This window comes from Streptomyces sp. NPDC002156, assembly GCF_053593675.1.
This window is the reverse complement of the sequence record NZ_JBSFDA010000006.1, coordinates 82,863-107,524: the sequence shown is the minus strand read 5'-3', so window position 1 is coordinate 107,524 and position 24,662 is coordinate 82,863. Positions and strand designations below refer to the sequence as shown.

The 24,662-nt window shown below is 68.8% G+C and carries 22 protein-coding genes; 12 read left to right on the top strand and 10 right to left on the bottom strand.

Going from position 1 to position 24,662, the window contains the following annotated elements:
- From ACWCRB_RS05040 to ACWCRB_RS05025, 4 genes are all read left to right on the top strand, one after another.
- Entirely contained in the window at positions 1-768 is a 768-nt protein-coding gene (locus tag ACWCRB_RS05040; protein ID WP_450994693.1) for a hypothetical protein, read from the top strand.
- A gap of 46 nt (positions 769-814) precedes the next feature.
- A complete protein-coding gene (locus ACWCRB_RS05035) occupies positions 815-1,024 on the top strand; it encodes a hypothetical protein (RefSeq protein ID WP_450994692.1) in 210 nt (69 codons plus the stop codon).
- Between the two features lie 105 nt (positions 1,025-1,129).
- Positions 1,130-2,479: a M20 family metallopeptidase gene (locus tag ACWCRB_RS05030; RefSeq protein ID WP_450994691.1), complete on the top strand. Its 1,350-nt coding sequence runs from the start codon at positions 1,130-1,132 to the stop codon at positions 2,477-2,479.
- Positions 2,454-3,050 carry an IclR family transcriptional regulator gene (locus ACWCRB_RS05025; RefSeq protein ID WP_450994724.1) on the top strand — a complete coding sequence of 199 codons (597 nt, stop codon included), beginning with the start codon at positions 2,454-2,456 and terminating at the stop codon, positions 3,048-3,050. Before ACWCRB_RS05030 ends, ACWCRB_RS05025 begins: the two co-directional genes overlap by 26 nt.
- Positions 3,051-3,139: 89 nt before the next feature.
- Here ACWCRB_RS05025 and ACWCRB_RS05020 read toward each other — a convergent pair whose 3' ends face one another.
- Positions 3,140-3,721, bottom strand: coding sequence for a TetR/AcrR family transcriptional regulator (locus tag ACWCRB_RS05020; RefSeq protein ID WP_450994690.1), 582 nt, complete (start codon positions 3,719-3,721; stop codon positions 3,140-3,142).
- Positions 3,722-3,917: 196 nt separating this feature from the next.
- On the opposite strand from ACWCRB_RS05020, the gene ACWCRB_RS05015 reads away from it, so the two are divergent.
- Genes ACWCRB_RS05015 through ACWCRB_RS05005 form a run of 3 tightly spaced genes read left to right on the top strand, consistent with a single transcriptional unit; the run spans position 3,918 to position 5,543 of the window.
- Entirely contained in the window at positions 3,918-4,121 is a 204-nt protein-coding gene (locus ACWCRB_RS05015) for a hypothetical protein (RefSeq protein WP_450994689.1), read from the top strand.
- Positions 4,118-4,840, top strand: a complete 723-nt coding sequence (locus tag ACWCRB_RS05010; protein WP_450994688.1) for a molybdopterin-dependent oxidoreductase — start codon at positions 4,118-4,120, stop codon at positions 4,838-4,840. Before ACWCRB_RS05015 ends, ACWCRB_RS05010 begins: the two co-directional genes overlap by 4 nt.
- Positions 4,824-5,543, top strand: coding sequence for a formate dehydrogenase subunit gamma (locus ACWCRB_RS05005; RefSeq protein ID WP_450994687.1), 720 nt, complete (start codon positions 4,824-4,826; stop codon positions 5,541-5,543). The genes ACWCRB_RS05010 and ACWCRB_RS05005 overlap by 17 nt, the downstream gene beginning before the upstream one ends.
- 127 nt (positions 5,544-5,670) lie before the next feature.
- On the opposite strand, the gene ACWCRB_RS05000 is transcribed toward ACWCRB_RS05005, so the two are convergent.
- Positions 5,671-7,923: an ATP-binding protein gene (locus ACWCRB_RS05000; protein WP_450994686.1), complete on the bottom strand. Its 2,253-nt coding sequence runs from the start codon at positions 7,921-7,923 to the stop codon at positions 5,671-5,673.
- Between the two features lie 388 nt (positions 7,924-8,311).
- Entirely contained in the window at positions 8,312-9,118 is an 807-nt protein-coding gene (locus ACWCRB_RS04995; RefSeq protein WP_450994685.1) for an SDR family oxidoreductase, read from the bottom strand.
- 278 nt (positions 9,119-9,396) lie between these two features.
- Here ACWCRB_RS04995 and ACWCRB_RS04990 point away from each other — a divergent pair, with 278 nt between their 5' ends.
- Positions 9,397-10,059 carry a TetR/AcrR family transcriptional regulator gene (locus ACWCRB_RS04990; RefSeq protein ID WP_450994684.1) on the top strand — a complete coding sequence of 221 codons (663 nt, stop codon included), beginning with the start codon at positions 9,397-9,399 and terminating at the stop codon, positions 10,057-10,059.
- A gap of 668 nt (positions 10,060-10,727) precedes the next feature.
- Positions 10,728-12,293 carry an MDR family MFS transporter gene (locus ACWCRB_RS04985; RefSeq protein WP_450994683.1) on the top strand — a complete coding sequence of 522 codons (1,566 nt, stop codon included), beginning with the start codon at positions 10,728-10,730 and terminating at the stop codon, positions 12,291-12,293.
- Between the two features lie 197 nt (positions 12,294-12,490).
- Here ACWCRB_RS04985 and ACWCRB_RS04980 read toward each other — a convergent pair whose 3' ends face one another.
- The 6 genes from ACWCRB_RS04980 to ACWCRB_RS04955 form a co-directional block, all read right to left on the bottom strand.
- On the bottom strand, positions 12,491-13,633 hold the full coding sequence (locus ACWCRB_RS04980; RefSeq protein ID WP_450994682.1) for an XdhC family protein: 1,143 nt from the start codon (positions 13,631-13,633) through the stop codon (positions 12,491-12,493).
- A complete protein-coding gene (locus ACWCRB_RS04975; protein ID WP_450994681.1) occupies positions 13,626-15,749 on the bottom strand; it encodes a xanthine dehydrogenase family protein molybdopterin-binding subunit in 2,124 nt (707 codons plus the stop codon). Before ACWCRB_RS04975 ends, ACWCRB_RS04980 begins: the two co-directional genes overlap by 8 nt.
- Positions 15,746-16,738 (bottom strand): FAD binding domain-containing protein, encoded by a 993-nt coding sequence (locus ACWCRB_RS04970; RefSeq protein ID WP_450994680.1) that lies wholly within the window; start codon positions 16,736-16,738, stop codon positions 15,746-15,748. The genes ACWCRB_RS04975 and ACWCRB_RS04970 overlap by 4 nt, the downstream gene beginning before the upstream one ends.
- Positions 16,735-17,292 (bottom strand): (2Fe-2S)-binding protein, encoded by a 558-nt coding sequence (locus tag ACWCRB_RS04965; RefSeq protein WP_450994679.1) that lies wholly within the window; start codon positions 17,290-17,292, stop codon positions 16,735-16,737. Before ACWCRB_RS04965 ends, ACWCRB_RS04970 begins: the two co-directional genes overlap by 4 nt.
- A gap of 57 nt (positions 17,293-17,349) precedes the next feature.
- On the bottom strand, positions 17,350-18,069 hold the full coding sequence (locus ACWCRB_RS04960) for an alpha/beta fold hydrolase (RefSeq protein WP_450994678.1): 720 nt from the start codon (positions 18,067-18,069) through the stop codon (positions 17,350-17,352).
- A 115-nt stretch (positions 18,070-18,184) separates the two neighbouring features.
- Positions 18,185-19,657 carry an MFS transporter gene (locus tag ACWCRB_RS04955; protein ID WP_450994677.1) on the bottom strand — a complete coding sequence of 491 codons (1,473 nt, stop codon included), beginning with the start codon at positions 19,655-19,657 and terminating at the stop codon, positions 18,185-18,187.
- Between the two features lie 357 nt (positions 19,658-20,014).
- Here ACWCRB_RS04955 and ACWCRB_RS04950 point away from each other — a divergent pair, with 357 nt between their 5' ends.
- Positions 20,015-20,665, top strand: coding sequence for a TetR/AcrR family transcriptional regulator (locus tag ACWCRB_RS04950; protein ID WP_450994676.1), 651 nt, complete (start codon positions 20,015-20,017; stop codon positions 20,663-20,665).
- Positions 20,666-20,765: 100 nt separating this feature from the next.
- Here ACWCRB_RS04950 and ACWCRB_RS04945 read toward each other — a convergent pair whose 3' ends face one another.
- Entirely contained in the window at positions 20,766-22,439 is a 1,674-nt protein-coding gene (locus ACWCRB_RS04945; protein WP_450994675.1) for an FAD-binding protein, read from the bottom strand.
- A gap of 514 nt (positions 22,440-22,953) precedes the next feature.
- On the opposite strand from ACWCRB_RS04945, the gene ACWCRB_RS04940 reads away from it, so the two are divergent.
- Both ACWCRB_RS04940 and ACWCRB_RS04935 read left to right on the top strand, forming a co-directional pair.
- Entirely contained in the window at positions 22,954-23,148 is a 195-nt protein-coding gene (locus ACWCRB_RS04940; protein ID WP_450994674.1) for a ferredoxin, read from the top strand.
- 27 nt (positions 23,149-23,175) lie between these two features.
- On the top strand, positions 23,176-24,420 hold the full coding sequence (locus tag ACWCRB_RS04935) for a cytochrome P450 (protein WP_450994673.1): 1,245 nt from the start codon (positions 23,176-23,178) through the stop codon (positions 24,418-24,420).
- Positions 24,421-24,662 lie beyond the last annotated feature (242 nt).

The window sequence follows — 24,662 nt, the reverse complement described above, 5'->3', positions numbered from 1 at the left end:
ATGGCCTCCACACGATGGTCGCGCCACCGTACGCGCAGAGCAGTGCAGCGCGACCTGACCCGTTTCGAGGTCCGGCTGCGTAGCGCCTGCCCCGGGATCGGCTTCACCGCCCGGATCACAGCCACGGTCCTCACCGAACCGCCCTACCCAGGCCCGGTCGACGAAATCGCAGGGGCTGTGCGCACCACGCTCAGGGAGGCAGCGGGCGAGGTCTCCAAAACGTGCGACCCAGCCGACCTCGCCTCGGCGCGGGACGTCTGCGGCCAGCATCTCGGGCGGCCGCGACGGCTACCGACCGAGCCTCCCGTCGAATTCACGGCCCAGCTGACACTCGATTTATTGCCGGACGACCGGGCTGCCGTGGCCACGCTGCTGACCGCTCAGCGCCGGCAGGCCGTGACCGACCTCCTGCGCAGGCAGAAGACTGATGCTCTTGCGACGGAACTCGCCGATCCCGCCGCCCTGTTGGTGCGATGGATCGAGCGGGACGACGCCGACTGGTCCAAGCTCTCCTCCATCCCCGAGGACCTGGGCAAGGTCACGGCGGTGTTCGCGCGACACCGCCCCGAAGACGAGCGGACCGTCGAATACGAGGCCGTCGAAGTGCTGCGCGAGTTTCTCGCCAGCTTCCCGGACCCCACCCAAAAACGCATGCTGTACACCCTCCTGGCCGCCGGAATGGACAGCGCTCAGCGACCGCACCATGCCGCGAAGGCGCAGGCCCTGCTCAACGGGCACACCGCGGCGGAGCCGGTGGGTGAGCTGTGAGGAGAGCAGCAGACATCCGTCCGCCGCTCGAGGGCACGGTGGTCCTGTGAGCACGTCCATGCTGCGATGGCTGCTCTCGCCATGGACGAGCTGGCGTGCATGGCGGCTGGCACGGACCAGCAAAGGCAACCTCTCCTTCGACACGGCGTGGCGGCGTGCCCGGCTCGAAGGGCACCCCGATGACATGCCGTATCAGCAGCACGGCCATCTCCCGGCGGACGGCGGGGTCGATGACCCCACCGCACGGCACCGGTGAGACCGGCACGGCAGGACGATGAACGAACGACCAGCCGCCTCACGACGGGCGGATATTTATTTTCCGACAAACTCCATAAAGCAATTAAAATAACTAAATGGTAGCTTGGCGTTGCTGGCGCGGAAATTTCCCGGCCAGGGGCGCGAAGCGCTTTGTCGGCGATCGCGCACGCCAATGAAAATCCAGGAAGAGTTTATTTTGAAGCAGATTCGTGAGCAGGTCATGGATTGGGTCACCCGGGACGAGGAGAAAATAGTCGAACTCTTCTCCCGTCTCGTCCAGTGCGAGACCCCGAGCCCTCCGGGCGACACCCGCGAGGCGATGGCGCTGGTGAAGAGCTACCTCGAAGCCGAAGGTCTTCCGTTCAAGGAGGTCACCGCCGAGGAGAGCATGCCGAACCTGATCTCGTCGGTGCGGATGCCCCGCGAGGGCCGGCATCTGATGTTCAACGGCCACCTCGACGTGTTGCCCGCCGGCCAGGAACCCGGGTGGAGCGACGACCCCTGGAGCGGGAAGGTCGCCGATGGCCGCGTCTGGGGCCGCGGGACCTCCGACATGAAGGCGGGCGTGACGGCGATGCTCTTCGCCTACACCTACCTGTCCCGACTGAGTGAAGACCTGTCGGGCAGGTTGTCGCTCACCCTCGTCTCTGACGAGGAGACCGGCAACGGCTTGGGCACCGGCTACCTGTTCGAGCAGATCGAGAGCGAGATGGAAGCCGACTGCGTGCTCAGCGCGGAGCCTTCCGGAACGGGTGCGGTCTGTTTCGCCTCGAAGGGCTATATCCAGTTCACCGTGCGAGTGGCGACGAGGGGCGCCATCTCCGGATATCCGAACGCCAGCAAGAACTCTATTCACATCGCCACCGATATCATTCGCGACCTTGGCGCACTGGAAAATATCGAGGTGAATCTCCCGTCGTCAATCACTGCCATACTCGCCGACCCTCAGCGGCGCGAGAGGCACGATGCCCTGATGGGGAAGGGGACGGCCGAACTCCTTTCCTTGATCACGGTCAATGTGGGAACGATCGAGGGAGGCAGTTCACCCAGCGTCATCGCCCCAGACTGCGAATTCTCGGTGACGGTCGTCGTGCCCGTCGGAACCGATCCGCATGCGATCTCCGCACAGGCCAGGGAGATCGTCGAGCGGTATCCCGAGGCAGAGTTCGAGCTGGAAGGGGCTGACGCGGCAGACATCTCCGACCCGGACAGCGAGATGGCGGTCATCCTGCAGGAGACGGTGGAGGGCCTGGGGCGGGCCAAGCCCGAGATGGCCCCCGAGATCGCGATCTCGGACTGCCGCTTCTGGCGCTACCGGGGAACACCCGCCTACTGGTACGGACCCGAGGGCGGGGAGTGCAGCGCGGCCGACGAGTCGGTAGCCATCGAGGACGTCCTGCACATCGTCCGCACCTACGCCCTGGCCGCTGCGCAGTTCCTCCGCAAGGACTGAATCCCGGGCTGCTCCTCGTCGAAGGAATACCGCCCGACTTGTTGGACGGGCCGGGCGAACAGGGAACTCCTGCCCGGATCGGGGCCAGCCCGGCCACGACCACCAAGCTCAGGACGACCACAGAGACCACAGGAATTACGCGCCCGACCGCGGACGGCCGGATCGCCGCCGGTCCGCTGCTGCTGCGGCGGATCCCGTCCGCTACGAACTCACGGCCGGCGCACCCGTCCCGCTCCACGCCGGCGCGGCGGGGAAGGTCATCCTCGCCCACTGCCCGCCCGAGGTGGTGGAGAAGCAAAGCCTTGAAGCACTGACGCCGCGTACCCCGACAACACGTGACCAGCTCGAACGCGATCTGCATCTCATCCGCGAGCGGGGCTGGGCCCAGGCCGACGGAGAACGCATCCCGGACGCCTTCGGACTCGCCGCACCGTTCTTCGCGGGCGACGAGGTCGCCGGATCGGTGAACCTGACCATTCCCCGATTCCGCAAGGACGACCTCGACCTGCCCCGGCTCACCTCACTGCTGCGGCGCACCGCGGGCCGGATCACGGAACTGCTGACCGTGTGACCCACCTTCACCACCGTGGGAATGCCGACGGTCCCAGGACACCAATGACGACTCGGACGGCCCACGTCGGCATCCCTTGCATCAGTCCGTCATCGCGCGATTCCTCTCAGGAGGCTGTCGACCAGTTGTTCCGCGAGGTCTTCGTCGAGTGGTTCGCGCAGGAGGAGGACACGGAAGTGCAGCGGCGCGATGAGCTGTTCAAGGACCAGACGCGCGTCCGTGCCTTCGCGTACCTCGCCGCGCGCGGCGGCGCGATCGATCATCGTGCGGGCGAGATCGACCCGTGAACGCCACAGTTCGGCGCGACTGTCCGGCATCGCGTCGTCGTTCACGACGGCCATCACCCGCATGAACGCCGCCCCGAGCGGACTGCTCAGGTAGCCGATCAGCGAGTGGGTGAAGGCAACCAGATCCGCCCGCAACGAGCCCGTGTCGGGGATCTGCATCTGGGCTTCACTATGGTGGAACAGCGCATCCACGAGGAGACGTTGCCGGGTACCCCATCGGCGGTAGACCGACGTCTCGTGCACGCCGGCCCGGGCGGCGACGTCGCCGACACGAAACTTGTCGAGACCCTGGTCGGCCACCACGGCCAAGGTCGCATCCAACACCGCTCGCCGAACCCGTGCCGACCGGCCACCCGGTCGCCGCGACACCTGCTCCTCATCCACGAACCCACGTTAACGCAAGTTTCCTTGCGTTTGCTGTGTGGGCGGCCCTACTGTGCCCGGAGGATGTTGTTCCGCGAGCGGGGACCAGGATCGGGCGGTTGAACCCCTTCGCTGTGTCGGCCCGCACCGGGGCAGTCGCGTGACCGAAGACGGAGCGGACGGTCAGTACCGTCGCCCCGCGGACGAGGAGCACGGAATGAAGATCCGGATACGGATTGCCGGCGGGGTCGTTTTGCTCTTACTCGGCGCGCTGTGGAGCCTGCAGGGCTCCGGCGTGATCGGCGGAAGCGGTATGTCAGGGAAGGGCCAGTTCCTGGGGCTCGGGCTGCTCATGGCCGTTGCGGGCGTGGTCGTGATCGTCGGCGGGGTCAAGAAAATGCGGGCCAGGACACGGAGTTGAGCGCGGGAGAGGAACGCGAGGGCAGGCCCGTCGGGCGGCGGGTCGTCCTCGGCATCCTCGGACTCGGCGCCGTCGCGGTGCCCACCGGCGCACGCCTGCAGAACGTGACGGACGGTCTGCTCGCCACCGTGGCCAGCAAGGACCCCACGGGTCTGACCGCGCTGCTGCCGGGCGGCGGCGGCTTCCGCTTCTACTCCGTCGCCGACAGCATTCCGCGCCGTTCCCCGGCCGACTACCGGCTCACCGTGAACGGCCTGGTCGACCGCCCGGCGACGTACACGCTGGCGCAGCTGAAGGCCATGCCGCGTACCCGTCTGGTCCGGGACGTCCAGTGCGTCACCGGCTGGCGGGTGCCACAGACACCCTTCGCCGGGGTACGGCTCTCCCACCTGCTGGAGACGGCCGGAGTTCAACCGGCCGCCACGGCACTGCACTTCACGTGCTTCGACGGCGTCTACTCGGAGAGCCTCACCCTGGACCAGGCTCGGCGCCCCGACATGCTCGTCGCGTACGAGATGCAGGACAAGCCGGTCACCGCCGCGCACGGCGGTCCCGTGCGGCTGTATGCCGCGCCGATGTACTTCTACAAGTCGGCGAAGTGGCTCTCCGAGATCACGGTCACCGAACGCGTCGAGCCCGGTTATTGGGAGCCTCGCGGCTACGACATCGACGCGTGGGTCGGCAAGTCGAACGGACGCGACGATGACTCAACCAGCTGAGCCGACCGACCCGAGTGATCCGGCTGAACTCTCCGAGCTGATACGGCGCTTCACCGCCGCCGAACGCTGGATCCACCGCACCACGGCCGCGCTGATGGGCACCGCCCTGGTCACCGCGGCCTTCCTCTATCTGCCCGCACTGGCCGAACTGGTGGGCAGACGCGCCCTGTTGGTCACCGTGCACGAATGGGCGGGCATCGCCATGCCCGTGCCTCTGCTGGCCGGGCTGGTCTCCCGCGCCTTCCGCGCCGACCTCGTACGGCTGAACCGCTTCGGCCCGCACGACCGCGGCTGGATACGCGCGACGTTGCGCCGCCGCCATCCCCCTGCCGGGAAGTTCAACGCGGGCCAGAAGCTGTACGCGGCCGTGATCGCCGGCACTGCGCTGGTGATGATCGGAACCGGTCTCATCATGTGGTTTCCGCGTCTCACGCCGCTGTTCCTTCGTACGGGGGCGACCTTCGTCCATGACTGGCTGGCTCTGTTCATCGGCGCCCTGGTCGTCGGCCACATCTGGATGGCGGCCCGGGACCCCGAGGCGCGCCAGGGCCTGCGCACGGGTTTCGTCTCCCGCGCCTGGGCCGAACGCCACCACCCGCTGTGGGAAGCAGAACACCCCAGTGACCGCCGGCCCATGACGGCCACTCAACCAGCCGGCTCAACGACCGGGACCGAAGGCGGTCTCCCCGGTCGCGGTGAGTGAAAGCCCCGCACAAGTGGGGGTCTACCAAGTGGACTTACAGTCCCGTCCGTGGTTGCGGAGATGATCGGATCCTGCGGCTGGAACGGCCCCTGGACTGGCGACTTCGAGCAATCGAGAGTCGCGTATCTCAGTGTGCGAGGGCCTGGTTCGCTGTCCACCAGGCCGCGATCTGGGCACGGGAGCCGAAGCCGAGTTTGGCCAGGATGTTCTGGACGTGCATGTCGACCGTGCGCGGTGATCGTCCGAGTGTGGAGGCGATCTGCCGGTTGCTCCTGCCCTGGGCCACGAGAGCGGCTACCTCCGACTCGCGGCGGGTCAGCGGGCCGGGGGCGGCGGCAGCCGGTTCGGCGCCCAGTGCGTAGGCGATGGCCCGGGCCGGGGTGTCGTGCTTGCCGCCGCCCGCGAGTGCTTTCTCGTACGCCGCGGGCCCCAGGGCTCCTTCGACCGCCTCCTGGCACAGTGCATGGTCCTGGGCCAAGTGCGGGCCGAACGCGGGGATGGTGCTGCCTATGTTCTTCAACAGGGAACGTACGGCGCCCAGTAGTCGTCCCGCCCGCTCGTGGTCGCCGCCCGCAGCGGTGGTCCAGGCGAGTACTTCCAGCATCAGCGCGGTCGCGACGTAGTCGTTGAAGCCTTGTTGCGCATCGAGTGCGGCCCGGGTCAGAGCCGCGCTCGCCTCTCGGTCGTCGTGCACCCAGGCGTCACGGCCCAGTGCCCACAACGCGTACGCGCGCCCCCACCGCTCACCGTGCGTCTCCGCGAGGGCGACCGCCTGCCTGCCGCTCTCCGACGCGCGTGAGTCCCCAGGTCGGCTCTGGACGAAGGTCAGTTGGAACAGAGCGGCGATAGCCCCGGGGGCCTCTCCCAGAACCGTATGAGCGGTCGCCGCAGCCTCGTGCAGGGACACGGCTTCCTCCAGTTGTCCCCGGAAGCCCGCCAACATGCCACGCAAGCCCAGGACGTAGGCGCTCACCACAGGGTCGTCCAACTGCCGCCCCAGTTCCGCGGCCTCGTCCAGCCACCGCTCGGCCACCTCCAGATCGCCTTGCAGTATCGCGGCCCAGGCGGCGACCCATAGCGCCCGGGCACGGGGCGGGGTGGGGGCGGGCGCCGCAGCGAGCGCCCGTTCGAGCTGTCGCCGTCCCTCTCCGAGGAATCCGCCGACGCACCAGTGGAAGCGCAGCGCCGCCGTCAGCGCGAGCGTGGCCTGCGGGTCGGCGCCGTAGTCCAGGGCTTTGCGAAGGTTGGTGTGTTCGGCGCGCAGCCGGGCCAGGCCCTCCGCCTGGCCGGGGCCGCACCAGCTGTCGGCGAGGTGCTCGGCGAGGGCGAGGAAGCAGTCGCGGTGCCGTGCCCGCAGGCGGTCCTCCTCGCCGGACACGGCAAGCCGTTCTCGCCCGTACTGGCGGATGGTCTCCAGCAGGTGGTAACGGAGAAGGCCATCCGCTTCGACGGGCAGAACGACGGACTGGGCGACCAGCCGGTCGAGGAGGTCCAGGATGTCGCGCCGGGCGATGCCCTCGCCCGAGCAGATGTCCTCGGCCGCGTCCAGGCCGAAGCTGCCGTCGAAGACCGAAAGCCGGTTCCACAGCAGCCGTTCGGCGGGGGTGCACAGGTCGTGGCTCCATTCGATCGCCGCGCGCAGCGTGCGCTGCCGCGGCAGGGCGGTCCGGCATCCTCCCGAGAGCAGCGCGAACCGGTCCGCCAGCCGGTCCGTCACCTGCTCGACAGTGAGGGTGCGCAGCCGGGACGCGGCCAGCTCGATCGCCAGCGGCAGCCCGTCCAGGTCGGCGCAGAGCCGGGAGACCTCGGTGGTGTTCGCGTCGGTGATCCGGAACTCCGGCCGGACTGCGGTGGTGCGGTCCCGCAGCAGCTCGACCGCGTCCTCCGGCAGTAGAGGGGGAACGGTGTAGACGTGCTCGCCGACGATGCCCAGCATCTGCCGGCTCGTTGCCAGAACGCGTACCCCGGCCGCGGCCTGGAGCAGCGCCTTCGCCAGTTCGGCGCAGGCATCGACCAGGTGCTCACAGTTGTCCAGCACGAGCAGCGCCCGGCGCCCGGCCAGATGTTTCCCGAGCTGCTCAAGGACGGGTCTGGAGCCCAGGTCCGGCACGCCGAGCGCCGTGGCCGCTGTGCTCGCCACCGCCGACGGGCGCCGTACGGGTGCCAGATCCACCAGCCACACCCCGTCCGGGAAGGCCGTCGCCGCTGCGGTCGCCGCCTCCATCGCCAGCCGCGTCTTGCCGATCCCGCCCACCCCGGTGAGCGTCAGCAACCGCGTCGTCCCCAGGCGCCGGCAGACCTCGGCGACCTCGCGCCGCCGGCCCACGAAGGTGGTGAAGGACGCGGGCAGGTTCCCTGCCTGCGAAGCCACGACGGTCACGTCCCTCACCTCCCATCACCTCGGAACCGCGCTGGATCACGCACGGCATCCTGCCGACCGACGTCCATCCGCAGCTGCCGGTACAGACCCGCGCCAGCCGCCACCGCTCAGAAACGGCCCCCGCAGACACGTCCTTGACGAGCACGGCAGCGTCCGCCGCCTGACGTCACTGTGCTCGGTACCGAAGCGGAGCGAGACCGGAAACAAGGGGGATGATCTGCGCCAAGCCGCCATATAGCGACGCGCAGCATCACCATAACGTGGCACTTTACGCCGGAAAGGCGCAGAAGCGGCGGTGGGGTCCTTGCTGTATCGCAACCGCGGCCGGAATTCCGATTCACCGGGCAGGGACACCCGGCCATTCATCGGCAGGCGTCTGTCCCGCAGGTCAAAGGGTGGTCGCGGTCAGTTCCTCCCAGTGGTCGTACTCCTCCAGCTGGGCGGTGAGTTTGCCGCGCAGAAGGTGCAGTCCGTGGCCGAGGGCGAGGCGCAGTGGCGGGTGGTCGGTGCCGGCGATGGAGACGATCGCGTCGGCCGAAGCCGCGAGGTCGCCGCACTTGTAGTCGTCCAGGCCGTACAGGAGTGTCCGGGCGGGGCCGTACTGCTCGGGCATCGGGTTCGCCGGTCCGCTGCCTCCCGCTCCGAAGCCGGTTTCGTACGACGCCGGCTGGACGATCGTGACCTTGATACCGAGGTGCCGGAGGTCCTGGGCCAGGGACTCGCTGAAGCCTTCGAGGGCGAACTTCGATCCGCTGTACGCCGCCATCGTCGGTGTACCAACCGTGCCGGCGACGGAGGAGACGTTGAGGATGTGGCCGGAGCTGCGCTCGCGCATGCCCGGCAGTACCGCCTTGATGAGCTCCAGCGCTCCGAACAGGTTGGTGTCGAACTGTGCGCGGATCTGCTCGATCGTCATCTCCTCCAGGGAGCCTCGCTGGCCGTATCCGGCGACGTTGGCGAGGACGTCGACGGGGCCGAAGCGGGAGACGATCGCGTCGAGAGCGGTCGTGATCGATTCGGGTTCCGTCACATCGAGCCGGACGATGTCGACGGCGGCGAGGTCCAGAAAGTCGGCCGGGGCCCTGGACGGGGTGCGCATCGTCGCGGCGACGTTCCATCCCGCCCGGGCGAATGCGCGGGTCAGGGCAGCACCGATGCCCGAGGAGGCTCCGGTGATGACCGCGGTTCGGGTCATGGTGTCCTTTCCGGGCGGCACGCGGGCGCCTCTGCGCCGAGCCCGGTCTTGCACGGGCTTTACGTACTTACTTATGCCGGTTTGGGTACACTCCGACAGCGAAAATCAATCGGTTGCATTAAGTTAGCGCACCAGGTTGCCTGATCACGCTGTGATGGCCGGATCGAAGGGGGACGCGATGGACTCGGTTGCCGAACTCCGCCGCCGCGATGGAAGACCTGAGGCGGCATGAGGGACCGACGGTCGGTGGTCGGTGAGTTGTCCGAACTTTCTGGGGAGTGGTGATTGTGGCGGGTGGGACCGTGCGGGCCGAGCAGGTAAGGGCGACACGGGAGCTCATTCTGGGTACGGCGGAGCGGCTGTTTGCCGAGCGTGGGGTCTATTCCGCGTCCAACCGTCAGATCAGTGAGGCTGCGGGGCAGGGCAATACCGCTGTGGTGGGCTACCACTTCGGCACCAAGGCGGACTTGGTGCGGGCGATCGCGCACAAGCACTGCGAGCGGATCGAGCAGGTGCGGGCGCGGTTGCTGGACGAGATGGGTGGCGACTCGGTCGACTTGCGGGACTGGGTGGCGTGCCTGGTGCGTCCGATGCCCGAGTATCTGGCAGAGCTGGGCAGCCCCACGTGGTATGCACGATTTTGCGCCCAGGTGACGGTCGATCCCGCGCTTCATGAAATCGTGGTCGCCGAGACCCTCAGTTCTCCGGCTCAACGGAGCGTTCTCGATGGTCTGCACCGGCTCTTTCCCGATCTGCCGGATGAGGTGCGTGCCGAGCGCACCGCGATGGCTCGGCAGATGATCGTGCACACGTGCGCCGAGCGCGAGCGTGCACTCGCCGTCGGCACTTCCACGCCCAGGTCCAGCTGGCACGACGCCGCGACCGGCCTGGTGGACGCGATCGTAGGGCTGTGGCGGGCGCCCGTTACACAGGGTCCGTGACAGCGTCGCGCTGAAACCCGACGTAGCTATCGCCGCTCCATCCACCGTGGCTCAACGGCTCCGCACACACGCGGCGTTCTGGTGGTCGACTGACCGCACTCGGTGGCAAGCCGCGACTCGCGCATACGGCAAGGAGGAACTGGAGCAGGCCGTTTTCCAGGCCTGCTCCAGTTCAGGTCTACCCAACTATTCAATCAGGCGATTGACTTAGACTCGGCGGAGGGGTTCACTCAGAGGCGCGGTCACCAAGGCCCGTCTCGGAGGAGGATCTCGATGGATCGCACCGGTATTCGGGCGATCGTCTCGGCGCCACCGCCGACGGCGACGTCGGCATCGGTAGCGGGCCCGTCATGATGCCGCGGCACGCTGGGACTCGTCCTGATCAAGGGGTCGACGTGGTGACGGAGGCTGGTGCTCCTCGCGACCTCGGCGGCTGTTCGGCGCCAACCTGGCAGGGGTTCGCGCCTTGATCATGTAGACGGAGACCGGCGGTCGTTCACCGAGGGAACCGAAACCCAGCGGCTCGCAGCGGTCGCTGGTGCCGACTGCCGCTCCCACCGGGCGGCTCTGAAGCGGCTGGGCCGGGCAGAGCGGCTGCCTCCTCCTCCCGCGTCGCGCGTTGGTGGATGCGCTCGCCCAGCCCTTACCCAGTACCCCTTGGAGCCCGTGTGACGAGCAGAACCGCAGTGAACGACTCCGCGGCGGACGCAGCACAGCCCACCTCTCGCCGACAGGTCCTGATCGCACTCAGCGGCTTGCTCATCGCGCTCTTCGTCGCGACGCTCAGCAGCACTGTGGTCTCGACCGCGTTGCCCAAGATGATCGGCTCGTTGCACGGTTCGCAGACGCAGTACACCTGGGTCGTCACCGCGGCTTTGCTCACCACGACCGCCACTGTCCCGATCTGGGGCAAGCTGGCCGACCTGTTCAGCAAGAAGAACCTCGTGCAGGCAGCCGTCACTGTCTTCGTCCTCGGCTCGGTGGCGGCAGGACTGAGTCAGACCGCCGGGCAGCTCATCGGCGCACGCGCCGTACAGGGCATAGGCGTCGGCGGCGTGCAGGCCCTCGTCCAGATCGCGATCGCGGCGATGATCCCGCCGCGGGAACGCGGCCGGTACAGCGGTTACCTCAGCGGCGTCACGGCTACGTCGACCATTGGCGGTCCGCTGCTCGGCGGCCTCATCGTCGACACTTCCTGGCTGGGCTGGCGGTGGTGCTTCTTCATCGGCATCCCGGTCGCCGCCGTGGCGCTGGTACTGCTCCAGAGAACGCTGCGCCTTCCCGTCGTCCGGCGTGACAGCGTAAAGATCGACTACCTGGGCGCAACCCTGATCGCCGCGGGCGTCAGCGTGTTGCTCATCTGGATCTCGTTCGTCGACAGTTCGTTCGCCTGGGCGTCCTGGCAGACCGCGGCGATGGTCGGAGCGGCACTGGTCCTGCTGTGCGTCGCTGGGTGGGTGGAAGTGCGTGCCGCCGAGCCCGTCGTGCCGCTCGACGTCATCAAACAGCGCACCACCCTCCTGGCGATCCTCGGAAGTCTCGCCGTCGGAACGGCCATGTTCGCGGCCGCGGTGTATCTCAGCCAGTACTTCCAGGCCAGCCGCGGTTATACGGCCACCGAAGCGGGCCTCCTGACGATCCCGATGATGGGCGGAATCCTGATCTCCTCCATCCTTGCCGGGCGGTTGATCAGCAAGACCGGAAAGGTCAAGCCGGTCATCGTCGGCGGCGCTGTCCTCCTCACGGCCGGGTTCGCCGGCCTCGGCCTCGTCGACCACAGGACGCCACTGGCCTTCATGGGGGTGGCGATGCTGTGCGTCGGGCTCGGGGTCGGCATGACCATGCAGAACTTCATCCTCGTCGTCCAGAATTCCGTCCCGCTGAAGGACATCGGCACGGCCAGTTCGACGGTCTCCTTCTTCCGCTCCCTGGGCGGCACGATCGGCGTCACCGTCCTCGGGGCCGTCCTGGCTCGTCACGTCACCGAGCAGATCGCGCAGGATCTCGACTCGGCGGGTCTTCCCGCTTCGAGCGTCGCGGAGGGAGGCACCGGAGTGAACGTCGGCGGGCAGTCCCCGGCCGTGCAGGAGATCGTCCGCACTGCCTACGGCGACGCGACCGGACTGGTCTTCCTCATCTGCGCCGCTGTCGCCGTCCTCAGCATCGTCGCGGCGCTCCTGCTGAAGCCGGTCGTCCTGCGTACCAGCCTGGACAAGCCCGACGAGCCCCGCTGAGGCCTCCCCGCGGTCCGGTGCACTTGTGCATGCCTTCTGCGCTGCGAGGGGTTGGCCGTCGCGGAACCGCCGCACGTCTCGTGGGGCCGCCGGGACCCTCGTCCGACAGCGTGCGGCAGGAACGCGAAGAAGCCTGGCGGGTGAGGGAGCAACCCCATCTTGGTTGCTCCCTCACCCGCCAGGACGTGTACGGCCCTTCAGGCGGCTGCCGCGGTGCCCCGCTCTCTCCCGTCACGGTGGATCGGCGTCTCCAAGCCGGTCAGCGGAACGCCCGTTCCGCCCCGGCGGACCGCGATGATCTCCGCCACGATGGACATGGCGGTCTCCTCGGGCGAACGGGCGCCGAGGTCAAGGCCGATCGGCGACCTGAGCCGGGTCAACTCCCGCTCGCTCACGCCGGTTTCCCGCAGCCGGCGTTCGCGGTCGGCGTGGGTGCGGCGCGAGCCCATCGCGCCGACGTACGCGACCGGTAGCCGAAGGGCCGCCTTCAGCAGGGGTACGTCGAACTTGGCGTCGTGGGTGAGTACGCAAAGGACCGTGCGCCCGTCGGTCTCGGTCCGCCGCAGATAGCGGTGCGGCCAGTCGACCACGATGTCGTCGGCCTCGGGGAAGCGGCCCCGGGTGGCGAATACGGGGCGGGCGTCGCACACGGTCACGTGGTAGCCGAGGAACTTGCCCGCCCGTACGAGCGCCGCGGCGAAGTCGATCGCGCCGAAGACGATCATGCGGGGCGGCGGCACGCTCGACTCGACGAGCAGCATGAGGCCGCCGGGGCAGTGCGAGCCGTCCTCCGAGAGTTCGACCGTGCCGGTACGACCGGCGTCCAGCAGCGCCCGGGCCTCGGCGACGGCCGTCCGCTCCAAGTCGGGATGCCCGCCGAGGCAACCTTCGTACGAGCCGTCGGGGCGCACGAGCAGGGCCCTGCCGAGGAGTTCGACCGGGCCCCGGACCACCCGGGCGAGGGCCGTCGGCTCGCCCCGGGCGGCGGCCGACAGCGCCGACCGGAGCACGGCCGACGCCGGTGCCTCCGGACCGACCGGCGTGACCATGACGTCGATGACCCCGCCGCAGGTCAGCCCGACCGCGAAGGCGTCCTCGTCGCTGTAGCCGAACCGTTCGAGAACCGTCTCGCCGTCCTTGAACGCTTGGACGCACAGGTCGTACACCGCTCCTTCCACGCAGCCGCCGGAGACCGAGCCGATGGCCGTGCCTTCGCTGTCGACGGCGAGGGCGGCGCCTGGAGCGCGTGGCGCGCTGCCGTCGACGGCCACGACGGTGGCGACGGCGAACTCCCGGCCCTCCTCGGCCCAGCGGCTCAGCTCGGCGGCGATGTCAAACATGTCCGCCTTCCGTGAGAACGCGATCGGGCCGGATGGGCAGGTTCCGGTGGCGTACGCCGGTCGCGTGCCAGACCGCGTTGGCGATGGCCGCCGCGGTGCCGACGGTGCTGATCTCGCCGATGCCCTTGATCCCGACCGGGTCGTCCGGCTCCGGTGGGTCGTCGACCCAGTCCGCCTCGATGAGTGGTACGTCGGCGTGCGCGGCGATGTGATAGCCGGCCAGGTCGGCGTTGCAGAGGCCGCCTGTCGCCTGGTCCCGTACCGCCTCCTCGTGCAGGGCCATGGAAATGCCCCAGGTCATGCCGCCGATGAACTGGTTGCGGGCGGTGAGCGGGTTGACGATCCGGCCCGCCGCGAAGATGCCGAGCATGCGGCGCACGCGCACCTCGCCGGTGGTGACGTCGACGGCGACCTCGGCGAACTGCGCTCCGTAGGAGTGCCGTTCCTTGTACGGAAAGTTACGGACGGCCTCGGTGGTGTCCGACCGCACTGTGACCCCCTCCGGCGGAATGCCGGGGCTCAGGGCGAGCCGCTCGCGCAGCTCGCCGGCCGCGGCCATGATCGCCCAGCCCCAGGAGCGGGTGCCCATCGAGCCGCCGGAGGCCATCGCCGGTCCGAAGTCGCTGTCCCCGATCCGTACTTGGACGCGGTCCGGTGCCACCTCCAGCGCGTCGGCGGCGATCAGGGTGAGCGCGGTCCGTGCCCCGGTTCCGACGTCCGCCGCGGCGATCCGCACGGTGAAGGTGCCGTCCGCCTCCGCCGTCACGGCCGCCGTGGACGGCATGGCCAACACGATGAAGGAGGCGGCTGCCGTGCCGGTGCCGAGCAGCCAGCGCCCGTCGCGCTGCAGACCGGGACGTGGATCCCGCTCCGCCCACCCGAACCTGCGGGCGCCTTCCCGGAAGCAGTCGGGCAGCCGGTGGCCGGCGAACGGCAGCCCGGACACCGGGCCCCGCTCGGGCTCGTTGCGGGCGCGCAGCTCGATCGGGTCGATCTCGCATTTCTCGGCGAGTTCGTCGATCGCCGACTCCAGGGCGAACGACCCCGGCGCCTCACCCGGCGCACGCACCCACGTCGTCGACGGCACGTCGAGCCGCACCATCCGGTTGGACGTGTGATGGGCCTCGGCGTCGTACAACACCCGTGATCCCACGGTGCACGCCTCGACCCATTCGTACACGGTCGAGGTGAGGCACAGGCCGTCGTGCTGCAGCGCGCGCAGTCGCCCGTCGGCGGCGGCGCCGAGCCGGACGCGCTGGATCGTGGGGCTGCGGTAGCCGACGAGGGAGAACATCTGACGGCGGGTCAGGACGACCCGGACCGGGCGCCGCAGGGCGGTCGTGGCCATCACGGCGGCCACCTGGTGGGCGCGGAGCACCTTGGCCCCGAAGGCGCCGCCGACGTGTTCGGAGCGCACCCGTACCGAGGCTCGGTCGAGCGAGAACAGCTTCGCGAGGTCGTCCGCGATCCACGTGGCGCTCTGGTTGGAGTCGACGACTTCGAGCCGCCCGCCGTCCCAGCGGGCGGTCGCCGCATGCGGCTCCATCGGGTTGTGGTGCTCTTCGGGCGTGCTGTACTCCGCGTCCACGACGGCGGCGGACGCGGCGAGTTCCGCCTCCAGGTCCCCCTTCGCGGTCACCGACGGCATGCGGCCGTCCGGCACGTACACGCCCGGGTGTCCGGCCGAGAACGCGACGTCGTGCGGCTCCGTCTCGTAGTGCACCGCGAGCGCTTCGGCGGCCTCCCGGGCCTGCTCAGGCGTCTCGGCGACGACCAGCGCCACCGGCCAGCCCACGTGCGGCACCCGGTCGTCCTGGAACAGGGCGACGCCGGGGTCCGGCACCATTCCCAGCAGGCCGATGTAGTTGTTGTCGACACGCGGGGCGTTGCGGTGGTGCAGGACGGTGAGCACCCCCGGCATCTGGAGGACGGGAGCGTCCTGAACCGAACGGATGCGCCCGCGGGCGACGGTGGACAGTACGAACCAGCCGTGGGCGAGTCCGGCGAAGGGGATCTCTCCCGAGTAGCGGGCCGCTCCGGTGACCTTGTCCCGGCCTTCCACGCGGGTGTGCGCGCTGCCGACGGAGCCCTTGCGCGCCGCTGTGGTCGTGGTCATCGGGCGGCCTCCTCGGCGAGTTCGGTCAGGACGGCCACCACAAGGTTGCGCATCAGGATCACCTTGTATCCGTTGTGGAGCAGCGGCTCGGCGGCAGCCAGTTCCGCGACCGCGGCGGCCGCGAAGGCCTCGGCGTCGGCCGGCGCCCCGGTCAGTACCCGCTCGGCCTCCCGGGCCCGCCACGGCCTGGACGCCACCGCCCCGAAGGCCAGCCGCACATCCCGTACGAGGCCGTCCTGGACGTCGAGAGCGGCGGCGATCGAGCCGATCGCGAAGGCGTACGAGGCCCGCTCGCGCACCTTGCGGTAGCGGGAGTTGGCGGCCGTGGGCGTCGGGGGCAGAGTGACGCCGGTGATCAGTGAACCCGGCGGCAGCGCGGTCTCCCGGTGCGGGGTGTCGCCCACGGGGAGGTAGAGCTCGGCGAGCGGCAACTCCCGTGGTCCGTCAGCCGTTTCGTAGGAGACGACCGCGTCGAACGCGGTGAGCGCCACCGCCATGTCGGAGGGGTGGGTGGCCACGCAGTGCTCGGAGGCGCCCAGGACCGCGTGGTTGTGGTGTTCGCCCTCGATGGCGGGGCAACCACTGCCGGGGGCACGCTTGTTGCAGGGTTGGGTCACGTCGGCGAAGTAGCCGCAGCGGGTGCGCTGGAGCAGGTTCCCGCCGACGGTGGCCATGTTGCGCAGCTGCCCGGAGGCTGCGGCCAGCACCGCCTGCGTCAACGCCGGGTAGCGGCGGCGTACTTCGGGGTGGGCGGCGAGGTCGCTGTTGGTGACGGTCGCGCCGATGCGCAGTCCGCCGGCGTCCGTCGGCTCGATCCGGTCCAGGGGAAGTTCGCGTACGTCGACGAGCCGCGTGGGCCGCTCGACGCCGGTCTTCATCAGGTCGACGAGGTTGGTGCCCCCGCCGAGGAAGCGGGCGTCCGGATCGGCGTCGAGGAGCGCGACCGCTCCGGAGACGTCGAGCGCGCGCTGGTACCCGAACTCCCTCATGCGGCTGCCACCTCGGCCTTGGCCACCTGTGCCTCGGCCGCCCGGGCGACCGCCTGGACGATCGACACGTACGCGCCGCAGCGGCACAGGTTGCCGCTCATCCGTTCCCGGATCTCGTCGGCGGTCAGCGATGGCGGTCCCGCTTCGGGACGGACGTCGTCGGTGACGGCGCTGGGCCAGCCCGCCGCGTGTTCCTCGATCACCGCGAGGGCCGAACAGATCTGCCCCGGTGTGCAGTAGCCGCACTGGTAACCGTCCAGGTCGAGGAACGCCTGCTGCACCGGGTGCAGTTGCCCGCCTTCGGCCACCCCCTCGATGGTGGTGACCTCGCGGCCCTCGGCCGCCACCGCGAATTGCAGGCAGGACACGGCCCGGCGGCCGTCGAGCAGGACGGTGCAGGCGCCGCACTGCCCCTGGTCGCACCCCTTCTTTGTGCCGGTCAGGTCGAGGCGCTCGCGCAGGGCGTCGAGCAGGGTGGTGCGATGGTCGACGGGGAGAGTGTGCTTCTCGCCGTTGATGTTCAAGGTGATGATGCTGGACGTGGGTGGGGCCATGATCAGCTTTCTTTCACTTGTCCGGAGCACGGCGAGAACTGCCACATTCCCGGTGGGTCAGGCGGTCAGTACGCGCAGGAGGTAGTCGGCGACGGCCTTGGGTTCGGTGATCATCAGGTCGTGGCCGGTGTCGATGTCCCAGACCCGGCCGGCCGCGAGGGCCCGTTCCCACCGTGCCGGGTCGCGATGGGGCCGGGTCACGGTGCAGACGATGTGGGTCTGCGGGATCTCCCACAGTTCGGCCTCGTTGGTCAGCCGCAGTGGCTGGTCGAAGCACTTGTACGGGTGGGGTGTCAGCTTCGGCTCCATCCAGGCGATGTCGTCGGGGTCGGTCACCCCGTAGTGCGGCATCGGTCCGGTGCCGGGGAAGAGGACGAGTTCGATCCCGTCGACCACCCGGCCCTCGCTGCGCGCGGCGTTCATCGACCGCGCCGCGACATCGGCGAGGGACTGGCCGTTGACGGGTGTGGCGGCATCTAGGTAGACGAGGTGACCGACGCGGTCGGTGGCGCGGTCCGCGACGCCGGTGATGACCATGCCGCCGTAGCTGTGGCCCACCAGGATGACGTCACGCAGATCCTCGTACGTGAGGACCTGGATGACGTCGTTGATGTGGAAGTCGAGGTCGATGTCGGGGCTGAGCAGGTGGGACCGCTCGCCGACGCCGGTCAGGGTCGGGGTGTAGACGTCGTGTCCGGCCTGTCGCAGGATCCGTGCGACCGACTGGTAACACCAGCCGCCGTGCGCGCCGCCGTGTAAGAGGACGTATGTGGCCATGCTCGTACTCCTTGCTCGCTTGTACCGGTTCTTCCGGTGGGGGCCCTGTGTACGGGCGGAGGAACGGCCGCGCCGGAGAACGGAACTGGCGGGGCGTGGGGGCGTAGGGGGGCGCTTACACCTTGTGCTGGGAGGCGGCCTCAGGGGTGGGCGTCTGGGCAGGGCCCCCGTCGGCCGTGGCGGCCACCGGACGGCGGGGAAGGAGGGAGGCAAGCGTGAGGGCGAGGAGGGAGGCGCCGCAGCCGATGGCCATGACCACCTTGAACGCGTTCTCGGAGGGCAGGGCGATGCCGCCGAAGTCGGTGGTCATCTGGGCGAGGATGACGCCGGAGGCGGCGCTGGCGAATGACGTGCCGATAGCCCGCAGCAGGGTGTTGAGGCTGTTGGCGGCGGCCGTCTCGGACACCGGTACCCCGCCCATGATGAGCAGGGGCAGTGCGCCGTAGGCGAAGCCGATACCGGCGCCGATGATGCACGAGACCAGGATCAGCTCCCAGATCTCACTCATCAGCACGATGTTCAGCGCATATCCGGCGGCGACGATGACGGCGCCGACCATCAGGGTGAACTTGGGTCCTCTGGCCTTGGAGATGTTCGCGGACAAGGGCGCCGTGATCATGACGACCAGGCCTTGGGGCGCCAGGACCAGGCCCACCGTCAGCAGGTTCTGGCCCAGGCCGTAGCCGGTCTGCTCAGGCAGCTGCAGGATCTGCGGGATGATCAGCTGGATCGCGAACAGGGAGAAGCCGAACGCCAGGGCGGCGAGGTTGGTGAACAGCACCTGGGGGCGGACGGTGGTGCGCAGGTCGACCAGCGGCTGGGCGGTACGCAGTTGGAGGAAGCCCCAGCCGACCAGGATCACGACGGCCGCGGCGAACAGGCCGAGGGTGGTGCCGCTGCCCCAGCCCCAGCTGGCGCCCTTGGAGATCGCGAGCAGCAGACAGACCAGGCCGGCCGCCATACCGAGGGCACCTGGCAGGTCGAAGCGGCCACCGGTGCGCACCTTGGACTCGGGTACGAGCACGAGGGCGGCGGCGCCCATGGCCGCCGAGGCCCAGAACAGGATGTGCCAGTCGAAGTTGTCGGCGACGAAGGCGGCGATGGGCAGGCCCAGTGCGGCGCCGATACCGAGAGACGCGCTCATCAGGGCAGTGGCGGATCCGAGCTTTTCGGCGGGAAGCTCGTCGCGCATGATGCTGATGCCGAGCGGAACGACGCCGGCCGACAGGCCCTGCAGGACGCGTCCGACGATCACCGGGGTCAGGGAGTCGCTGAGCGCGACGGCGACCGAACCGATCACCAGCATGCACACGCTGAGCAGGAGCATGCGGCGCTTGCCGTACATGTCCCCCAGGCGCCCGGCGATGGGGGTGGCGACGGAGGCGGCGAGCAGGGTGGCGGTCACGGCCCAGGCGGTGTCGTCCGGTGCGGCGTTCAGCAGCTTCGGGAGTTCCGGGACAAGCGGGATGACCAGGGTCTGCATCAGCGAGACCACGATTCCGGCAAAGGCCAGCACTGCCACGACGACGTTCGCCTTTGGCGGGGCGGATCCCATGGTGTCGGCGGGTTGGGCGAGCGCGTCGGGCATGGCTGTTCTCCGTCGAGCGGGCAGCGGGTACGAGTGACCCCGCCACAATTAACTCAAGCGATTGAGTTAAAACGTAACCGGAGGGGGGCATGTGTTCAAGTGGAGATCACTGGGCCAAAACGTGGAGGAGTAGTGGACGGTTCCGTGTTTCCGCTGGTGCCGGGCGGTGCGGCCTGCCGCCCAGCGAGGGTCGAACTGCTCCCGCCGGAAGGCGGGAACGATGTCCGGCCGTAGCGTCGGCCCTCATGGGGGCTTCTGTGCGCATTCAGCTGATATCGGCGACTCGACCAAGGGGCCACCGTGGTCTGTGGGAACAGCCGTCGCGGAACAACTGGGCGCCCCCAAGCGGCGGTGGTGATGGCCGGCAGGACGCGGGGCGAGCAGGTCAGCGCGACGCGCGAGGCGCTCCTGGTCGCGGCGGAGCGGTTGTTCGCCGAACGGGGGGTGCATGCGGTCTCCCACCGCCAGATCAGCGAGGCCGCGGGCCAGGGCAACAACGCCGCGGTCGGCTACCACTTCGGCACCAAGATCGAACTGGTCCGCGCGATCATCCGCAAGCATGCCGAGCGGATGGAGGGGATCCGCACACGCATGCTGGCGGAGATCCACGCCTCCTCCGACCTGCGGGACTGGGTGACCTGCTCGGTCCGCCCGGTCACCGGCCACCTGGAAGCCCTGGGTACCCCGAGCTGGTACGCCCGGTTCATCGCCCAGCTCACGGCCGACCCCGTACTCCACGCGATCGCTGCTGCGGAATTCTTCGCCGCCGCCCCCTCGCTGCGACAGGCGCAGGACGGTCTGAACCGGTGCCTGCCCGACCTGCCCGCCGAAGTGCACGGCGAACGCGCCGCCATGACACGTCACCTGATCACCCAGATGTGCGCAGAACGGGAACGGGCCCTCGCCGACGGCGCCCCTGCCTCCCGCGCGACCTGGCACGACACCGGCACCGGCCTCATCGACGCGATCGTCGCGCTGTGGCAGGCGCCGGTCACGTGTGAGCGGTGACCGTCCACGGCCTGCATACGGACACAGGTCGCACAGGGTGAATCAGTGTCACCGGCGAGGGTCACCGCTGGCCGGTGCATGCCGCACAGAAGCTGCAAGCTCAGGACACCCCCGGAGCCAAGGAGGCGTGATTCGCCGCCACATATCCGAACACCGCCGACGCGGCGATACTCGCCCCCGCGCCCAGGTACCTGCGGCCCATCACGGACGCGGTGCAGTTGCCTGTGGCGTACAGCCCAATGATGGGCTCTCCCTCGGCGTTCAGTACCCGTCCGGACTCGTCGCAGAGGACTCCCCCGCTCGTGCCGATGTCTCCCGGGTACAGGGCGACCGCATAGAACGGCGCCTTGGAGACGGGGCCCAGGCAGGGGTTCGGCTTGTGGGTGATGTCTCCGTAGAACCTCTCGTGGTCTCCCTCTCCTCGGTGGAAGTCCTCGTCGACGCCCACTACGGCGAGTCGGTTGAAGCGATCGATCGTCTTGACGAGTCCGGCGACGGGGATCCCGCACTGGTCGGCGAGATCCTCCAGACTGTCGCCGCGCTTCATCGCACCGCTGGTGATCCACTCCTTCGGTGTCCGTCCAGGAGGGGCCGTATCGAACGGGTAGTGCCTTCGGTGCCGGGAGTCGACAATGAGCCACGAGGGAACCGCACCCCCGGACTCCCGCTCCCGTGCGTACATCTGCTGACCGGCCTCCTGGTAGGCGACCGCCTCGTTGAAGTACCGATGCCCCGCGGTGTCGACGATGATCGAGCCCGGCTTGCTGCGCTCGGAAAGGCACATCACAGGGGTCCCGTCGGGCCTGATCCACGACGGCATCCACCACGCCTCGTCCAGCATGTCGGTCGCGGCTCCGTGAGCCATGGCGATCCGGATCGTCTCTCCCGTGTCCCCCGGGTTGGCCGAGGTCCACCGCGCGCTGGTGGGCCGCCCTCCCGAATACTGTTCGCGCATCTCCTTGTCGCGGGCGAAGCCACCGGCAGCGAGCAGGACGCCGTCACGCGCTCGAACACGTACGTCACGACCACCCTTGTGGATCACAGCGCCAACGACCTGGCCGTCCTCGACAACAAGGTCCGCAAGCGCGGACTCGAGCCAGACCGGAACGTCTCGCCGCAGCAGTACGTCGAGCAGCCGAGCGATCAGTGCCGCCCCGTTGGCCACGAGGCTCTGCCCGCGGATACGGCCGAGCGCGGTGCGCAGCCCCACCCTGGCCACGGTGGTCAGTCCGATCCGCGTCCTCATCAGGGACAGCGGTGCGGCCTCTCCGGTGTAGATGGTGATTCCGTCGGAGAAGCCGAGGCGGACCCGGCTCTGCCACGGGCCAAGTCGCTTCTTGTCGAAGACCTTTGCCTCGATCGACCGGCCCCGGGCAGATCCCCCTTCGCAGCCCCGGACGCCGGAGTAGTAGTCGCTGTAGCCCTCGCAACGCTGGAACGGCAGGCCTTCGGACTCGAGGAAGGTGACCATCTCGATGCCGGCGTTGACGAAGGCCAGTCTGCGAGCCGGCGACGATGCCGGCCCCGCGTCGCCGACCACGGTGTCGAAGTACCGGAGGGCGTCCTCGATCGAGTCGGAGACTCCCTCGCGTTGCATAAGCGGGTTATTGGGAAGCCACATCACGCCGCCCGACATACAGGTCGATCCGCCGAACTGGTCCGATTTCTCAACGACGAGAACGTCTTTGCCGAGCGCGCGTGCGCGTAATGCCCCCACGATGCCGGCGCCGCTTCCGACAACCAGGAAATCGGTCGAGTAGTCCCAATCGGTCATTGACCATGCCCTCCGCTACTCATGCGTGGCAGTCCTGTCGAGAGTTCCGACAGATTGATTTCGACCGTACTTTTCAGAGATCCGATGCCGCCCGCACTCTCCCGCTGAGTGGAATAACACGGAGGCCCCGGCCACGCTCGGGCACCGCACATCCTCAATGCCGACCGGGGATTCCGATCTCGGCACCGCACGGGCCCGCCCGGGCTGTCCCTCGTAGCCCTCGGAGCCCCCGAGGCGCGTGTCGGACCAGCACGTTCACCACACCTCCCGAGGACCCTCGGGATATTTTCAATCAATCGATTGACAGACGTTCGGTGGGAGAGTTCACTCTGAAGCGCGGTCAGCGAGGACCGGCTGAGAGGAAGGTTCTCGATGGATCGCGCCCGTACTCGGAAGATCGTCTCGGCGACACGGGCGATGACGACCGCGCGACCGACCAGCAGCCAGCCTGCCTGACCCTCAGCACTCCTCGATGGGGTGTCGGCCTGCGGCTCGTCGCCATGAGGAGCATCCAGTGAAGGTAACCATCGAGCAGGACAAGTGCGTTGCGGCCGGACAGTGTGTGGCCCACGCCTCGGACGTGTTCGACCAGCGTGATGAGGACGGTGTCGTCGTGCTGCTCGACGCCGGCCCACCCGCCGAACTGGCAGAGGACGTCCGGTACGCGGCCGCCGTCTGCCCCGCCCTGGCCATCCACATCGAGGAATGACAACCCGGCCAAGACCGAAGGATGGACATGTCCAACGCAGTAGCAGGTGCCGCAACCGACCAGGCGGCGGAGATCCCTGAGTGGCCGATGCCCAGGGCGGACGGCTGCCCGTTCGATCCGCCCCCGGCCCTCCGGCCGCTCACCGCCGGGAAGGGACTCGCGAAGGTACGGATCTGGGACGGCAGCACCCCCTGGATCGTCACCGGCCACGCCGAGCAGCGAACCCTGCTCAATGATCCCCGCGTCAGCGTCGACGAGCGGCTGCCCGGCTTCCCGCACTGGCACGAAGGCGCGGCCTCCGCGGTCGCGTACCGTCCGCGTTCGGTCTTCAACTCGGATGCTCCCGAGCACACCCGGTACCGCCGGATCATGACCAGTCCGTTCACGTTCAAGCGGGTGGAGGCGCTGCGCCCCACCATCCAGAAGATCACTGACGATCTCATCGACGCGATGCTGGCCGGACCGAAGCCGGCCGACCTCGTCCAGGCGCTGGCGCTGCCGTTGCCGACGCTGATGATCAGCGAACTTCTGGGCGTGCCGTACGAGGACCACGAGTTCTTCCAGCAGAAGGCGTCCATCGGGATCGACCGTTACGCGACGGCTGAACAGACCGCGGCGGTGTTCACAGAGCTGAACGGTTACCTGGTCCGGCTGGTCGAGGCGAAGGCCGCCGATCCGGGGGACGACGCCCTGTCCGACATCGCGCAGCGCGTCAATGCCGGCGACATCACCGTGGCCGAGGCCGCCATGATGGGCCTGGGACTGCATGCCGCAGGCCACGAGACCAGCGCCAACATGATCGCCCTCGCCGTCGTCGCACTGCTGGAGCACCCCGACCAGTTGGCGCTCCTCCGCGACACCGACGACCCGAAGGTCGTCGCGGGCGCGGTCGAGGAACTGCTGCGCTACCTGGGCATCATCCACGGCGGGCAGCGTCGGATCGCCACGGAGGACATCGAGATCGGCGGTGAGGTGATCCGCGCCGGCGAGGGCATCGTCGTGGAGCTGCTGAGCGCCAACAGGGACGCGAACTTCTTCCCCGAGCCCGACCGGTTGGACCTCCACCGGGCGAATGCCCGTCACCACAACGCGTTCGGCTTCGGTATCCACCAGTGCGTGGGGCAGCAGCTCGCCCGGGTGGAACTCCAGGTGGTCTACGGCACGCTCTTCCGCCGTATTCCCAGCTTGGCTCTGGCCACGACAGTCGACGAGATCGAGTTCAAGCAGGACCACCTCGCCTACGGTGTCCACGCGCTGCCGGTCACCTGGTAGCGGTCACCAAGGTGTGTTCCATGGGTCGGGCAAAGGGCCGCTGAGCCGGATCCGGATCGAGTTCGAGCAGGCCCTGGCGTGGGATCGGGAGATGACCACCCTCGTGGAGCTGGTCCCGTGCCGTCACGGTCGAGCCTGCCGGACCGATCCCCCTCCTTCACCACCCCGCCAAGAAAGATGACCCACCTCTCGACGGCCGCGGCGCGGCCTGTCGAACGGCTGACTCCTGACATTCATCAGAA

What these genes read in the sequence shown, in the direction of transcription:
- ACWCRB_RS04945 (WP_450994675.1), bottom strand. Translation starts at nt 22,439, where the DNA reads ATGACCGATTGGGACTACTCGACCGATTTCCTGGTTGTCGGAAGCGGC.
- ACWCRB_RS05040 (WP_450994693.1), top strand. Translation starts at nt 1, where the DNA reads ATGGCCTCCACACGATGGTCGCGCCACCGTACGCGCAGAGCAGTGCAG.
- ACWCRB_RS04960 (WP_450994678.1), bottom strand. Translation starts at nt 18,069, where the DNA reads ATGGCCACATACGTCCTCTTACACGGCGGCGCGCACGGCGGCTGGTGT.
- ACWCRB_RS04995 (WP_450994685.1), bottom strand. Translation starts at nt 9,118, where the DNA reads ATGACCCGAACCGCGGTCATCACCGGAGCCTCCTCGGGCATCGGTGCT.
- ACWCRB_RS04965 (WP_450994679.1), bottom strand. Translation starts at nt 17,292, where the DNA reads ATGGCCCCACCCACGTCCAGCATCATCACCTTGAACATCAACGGCGAG.
- ACWCRB_RS04975 (WP_450994681.1), bottom strand. Translation starts at nt 15,749, where the DNA reads ATGACCACGACCACAGCGGCGCGCAAGGGCTCCGTCGGCAGCGCGCAC.
- ACWCRB_RS05015 (WP_450994689.1), top strand. Translation starts at nt 3,918, where the DNA reads ATGAAGATCCGGATACGGATTGCCGGCGGGGTCGTTTTGCTCTTACTC.
- ACWCRB_RS04970 (WP_450994680.1), bottom strand. Translation starts at nt 16,738, where the DNA reads ATGAGGGAGTTCGGGTACCAGCGCGCGCTCGACGTCTCCGGAGCGGTC.
- ACWCRB_RS04980 (WP_450994682.1), bottom strand. Translation starts at nt 13,633, where the DNA reads ATGTTTGACATCGCCGCCGAGCTGAGCCGCTGGGCCGAGGAGGGCCGG.
- ACWCRB_RS04955 (WP_450994677.1), bottom strand. Translation starts at nt 19,657, where the DNA reads ATGCCCGACGCGCTCGCCCAACCCGCCGACACCATGGGATCCGCCCCG.
- ACWCRB_RS05005 (WP_450994687.1), top strand. Translation starts at nt 4,824, where the DNA reads ATGACTCAACCAGCTGAGCCGACCGACCCGAGTGATCCGGCTGAACTC.
- ACWCRB_RS04950 (WP_450994676.1), top strand. Translation starts at nt 20,015, where the DNA reads ATGGCCGGCAGGACGCGGGGCGAGCAGGTCAGCGCGACGCGCGAGGCG.
- ACWCRB_RS04935 (WP_450994673.1), top strand. Translation starts at nt 23,176, where the DNA reads ATGTCCAACGCAGTAGCAGGTGCCGCAACCGACCAGGCGGCGGAGATC.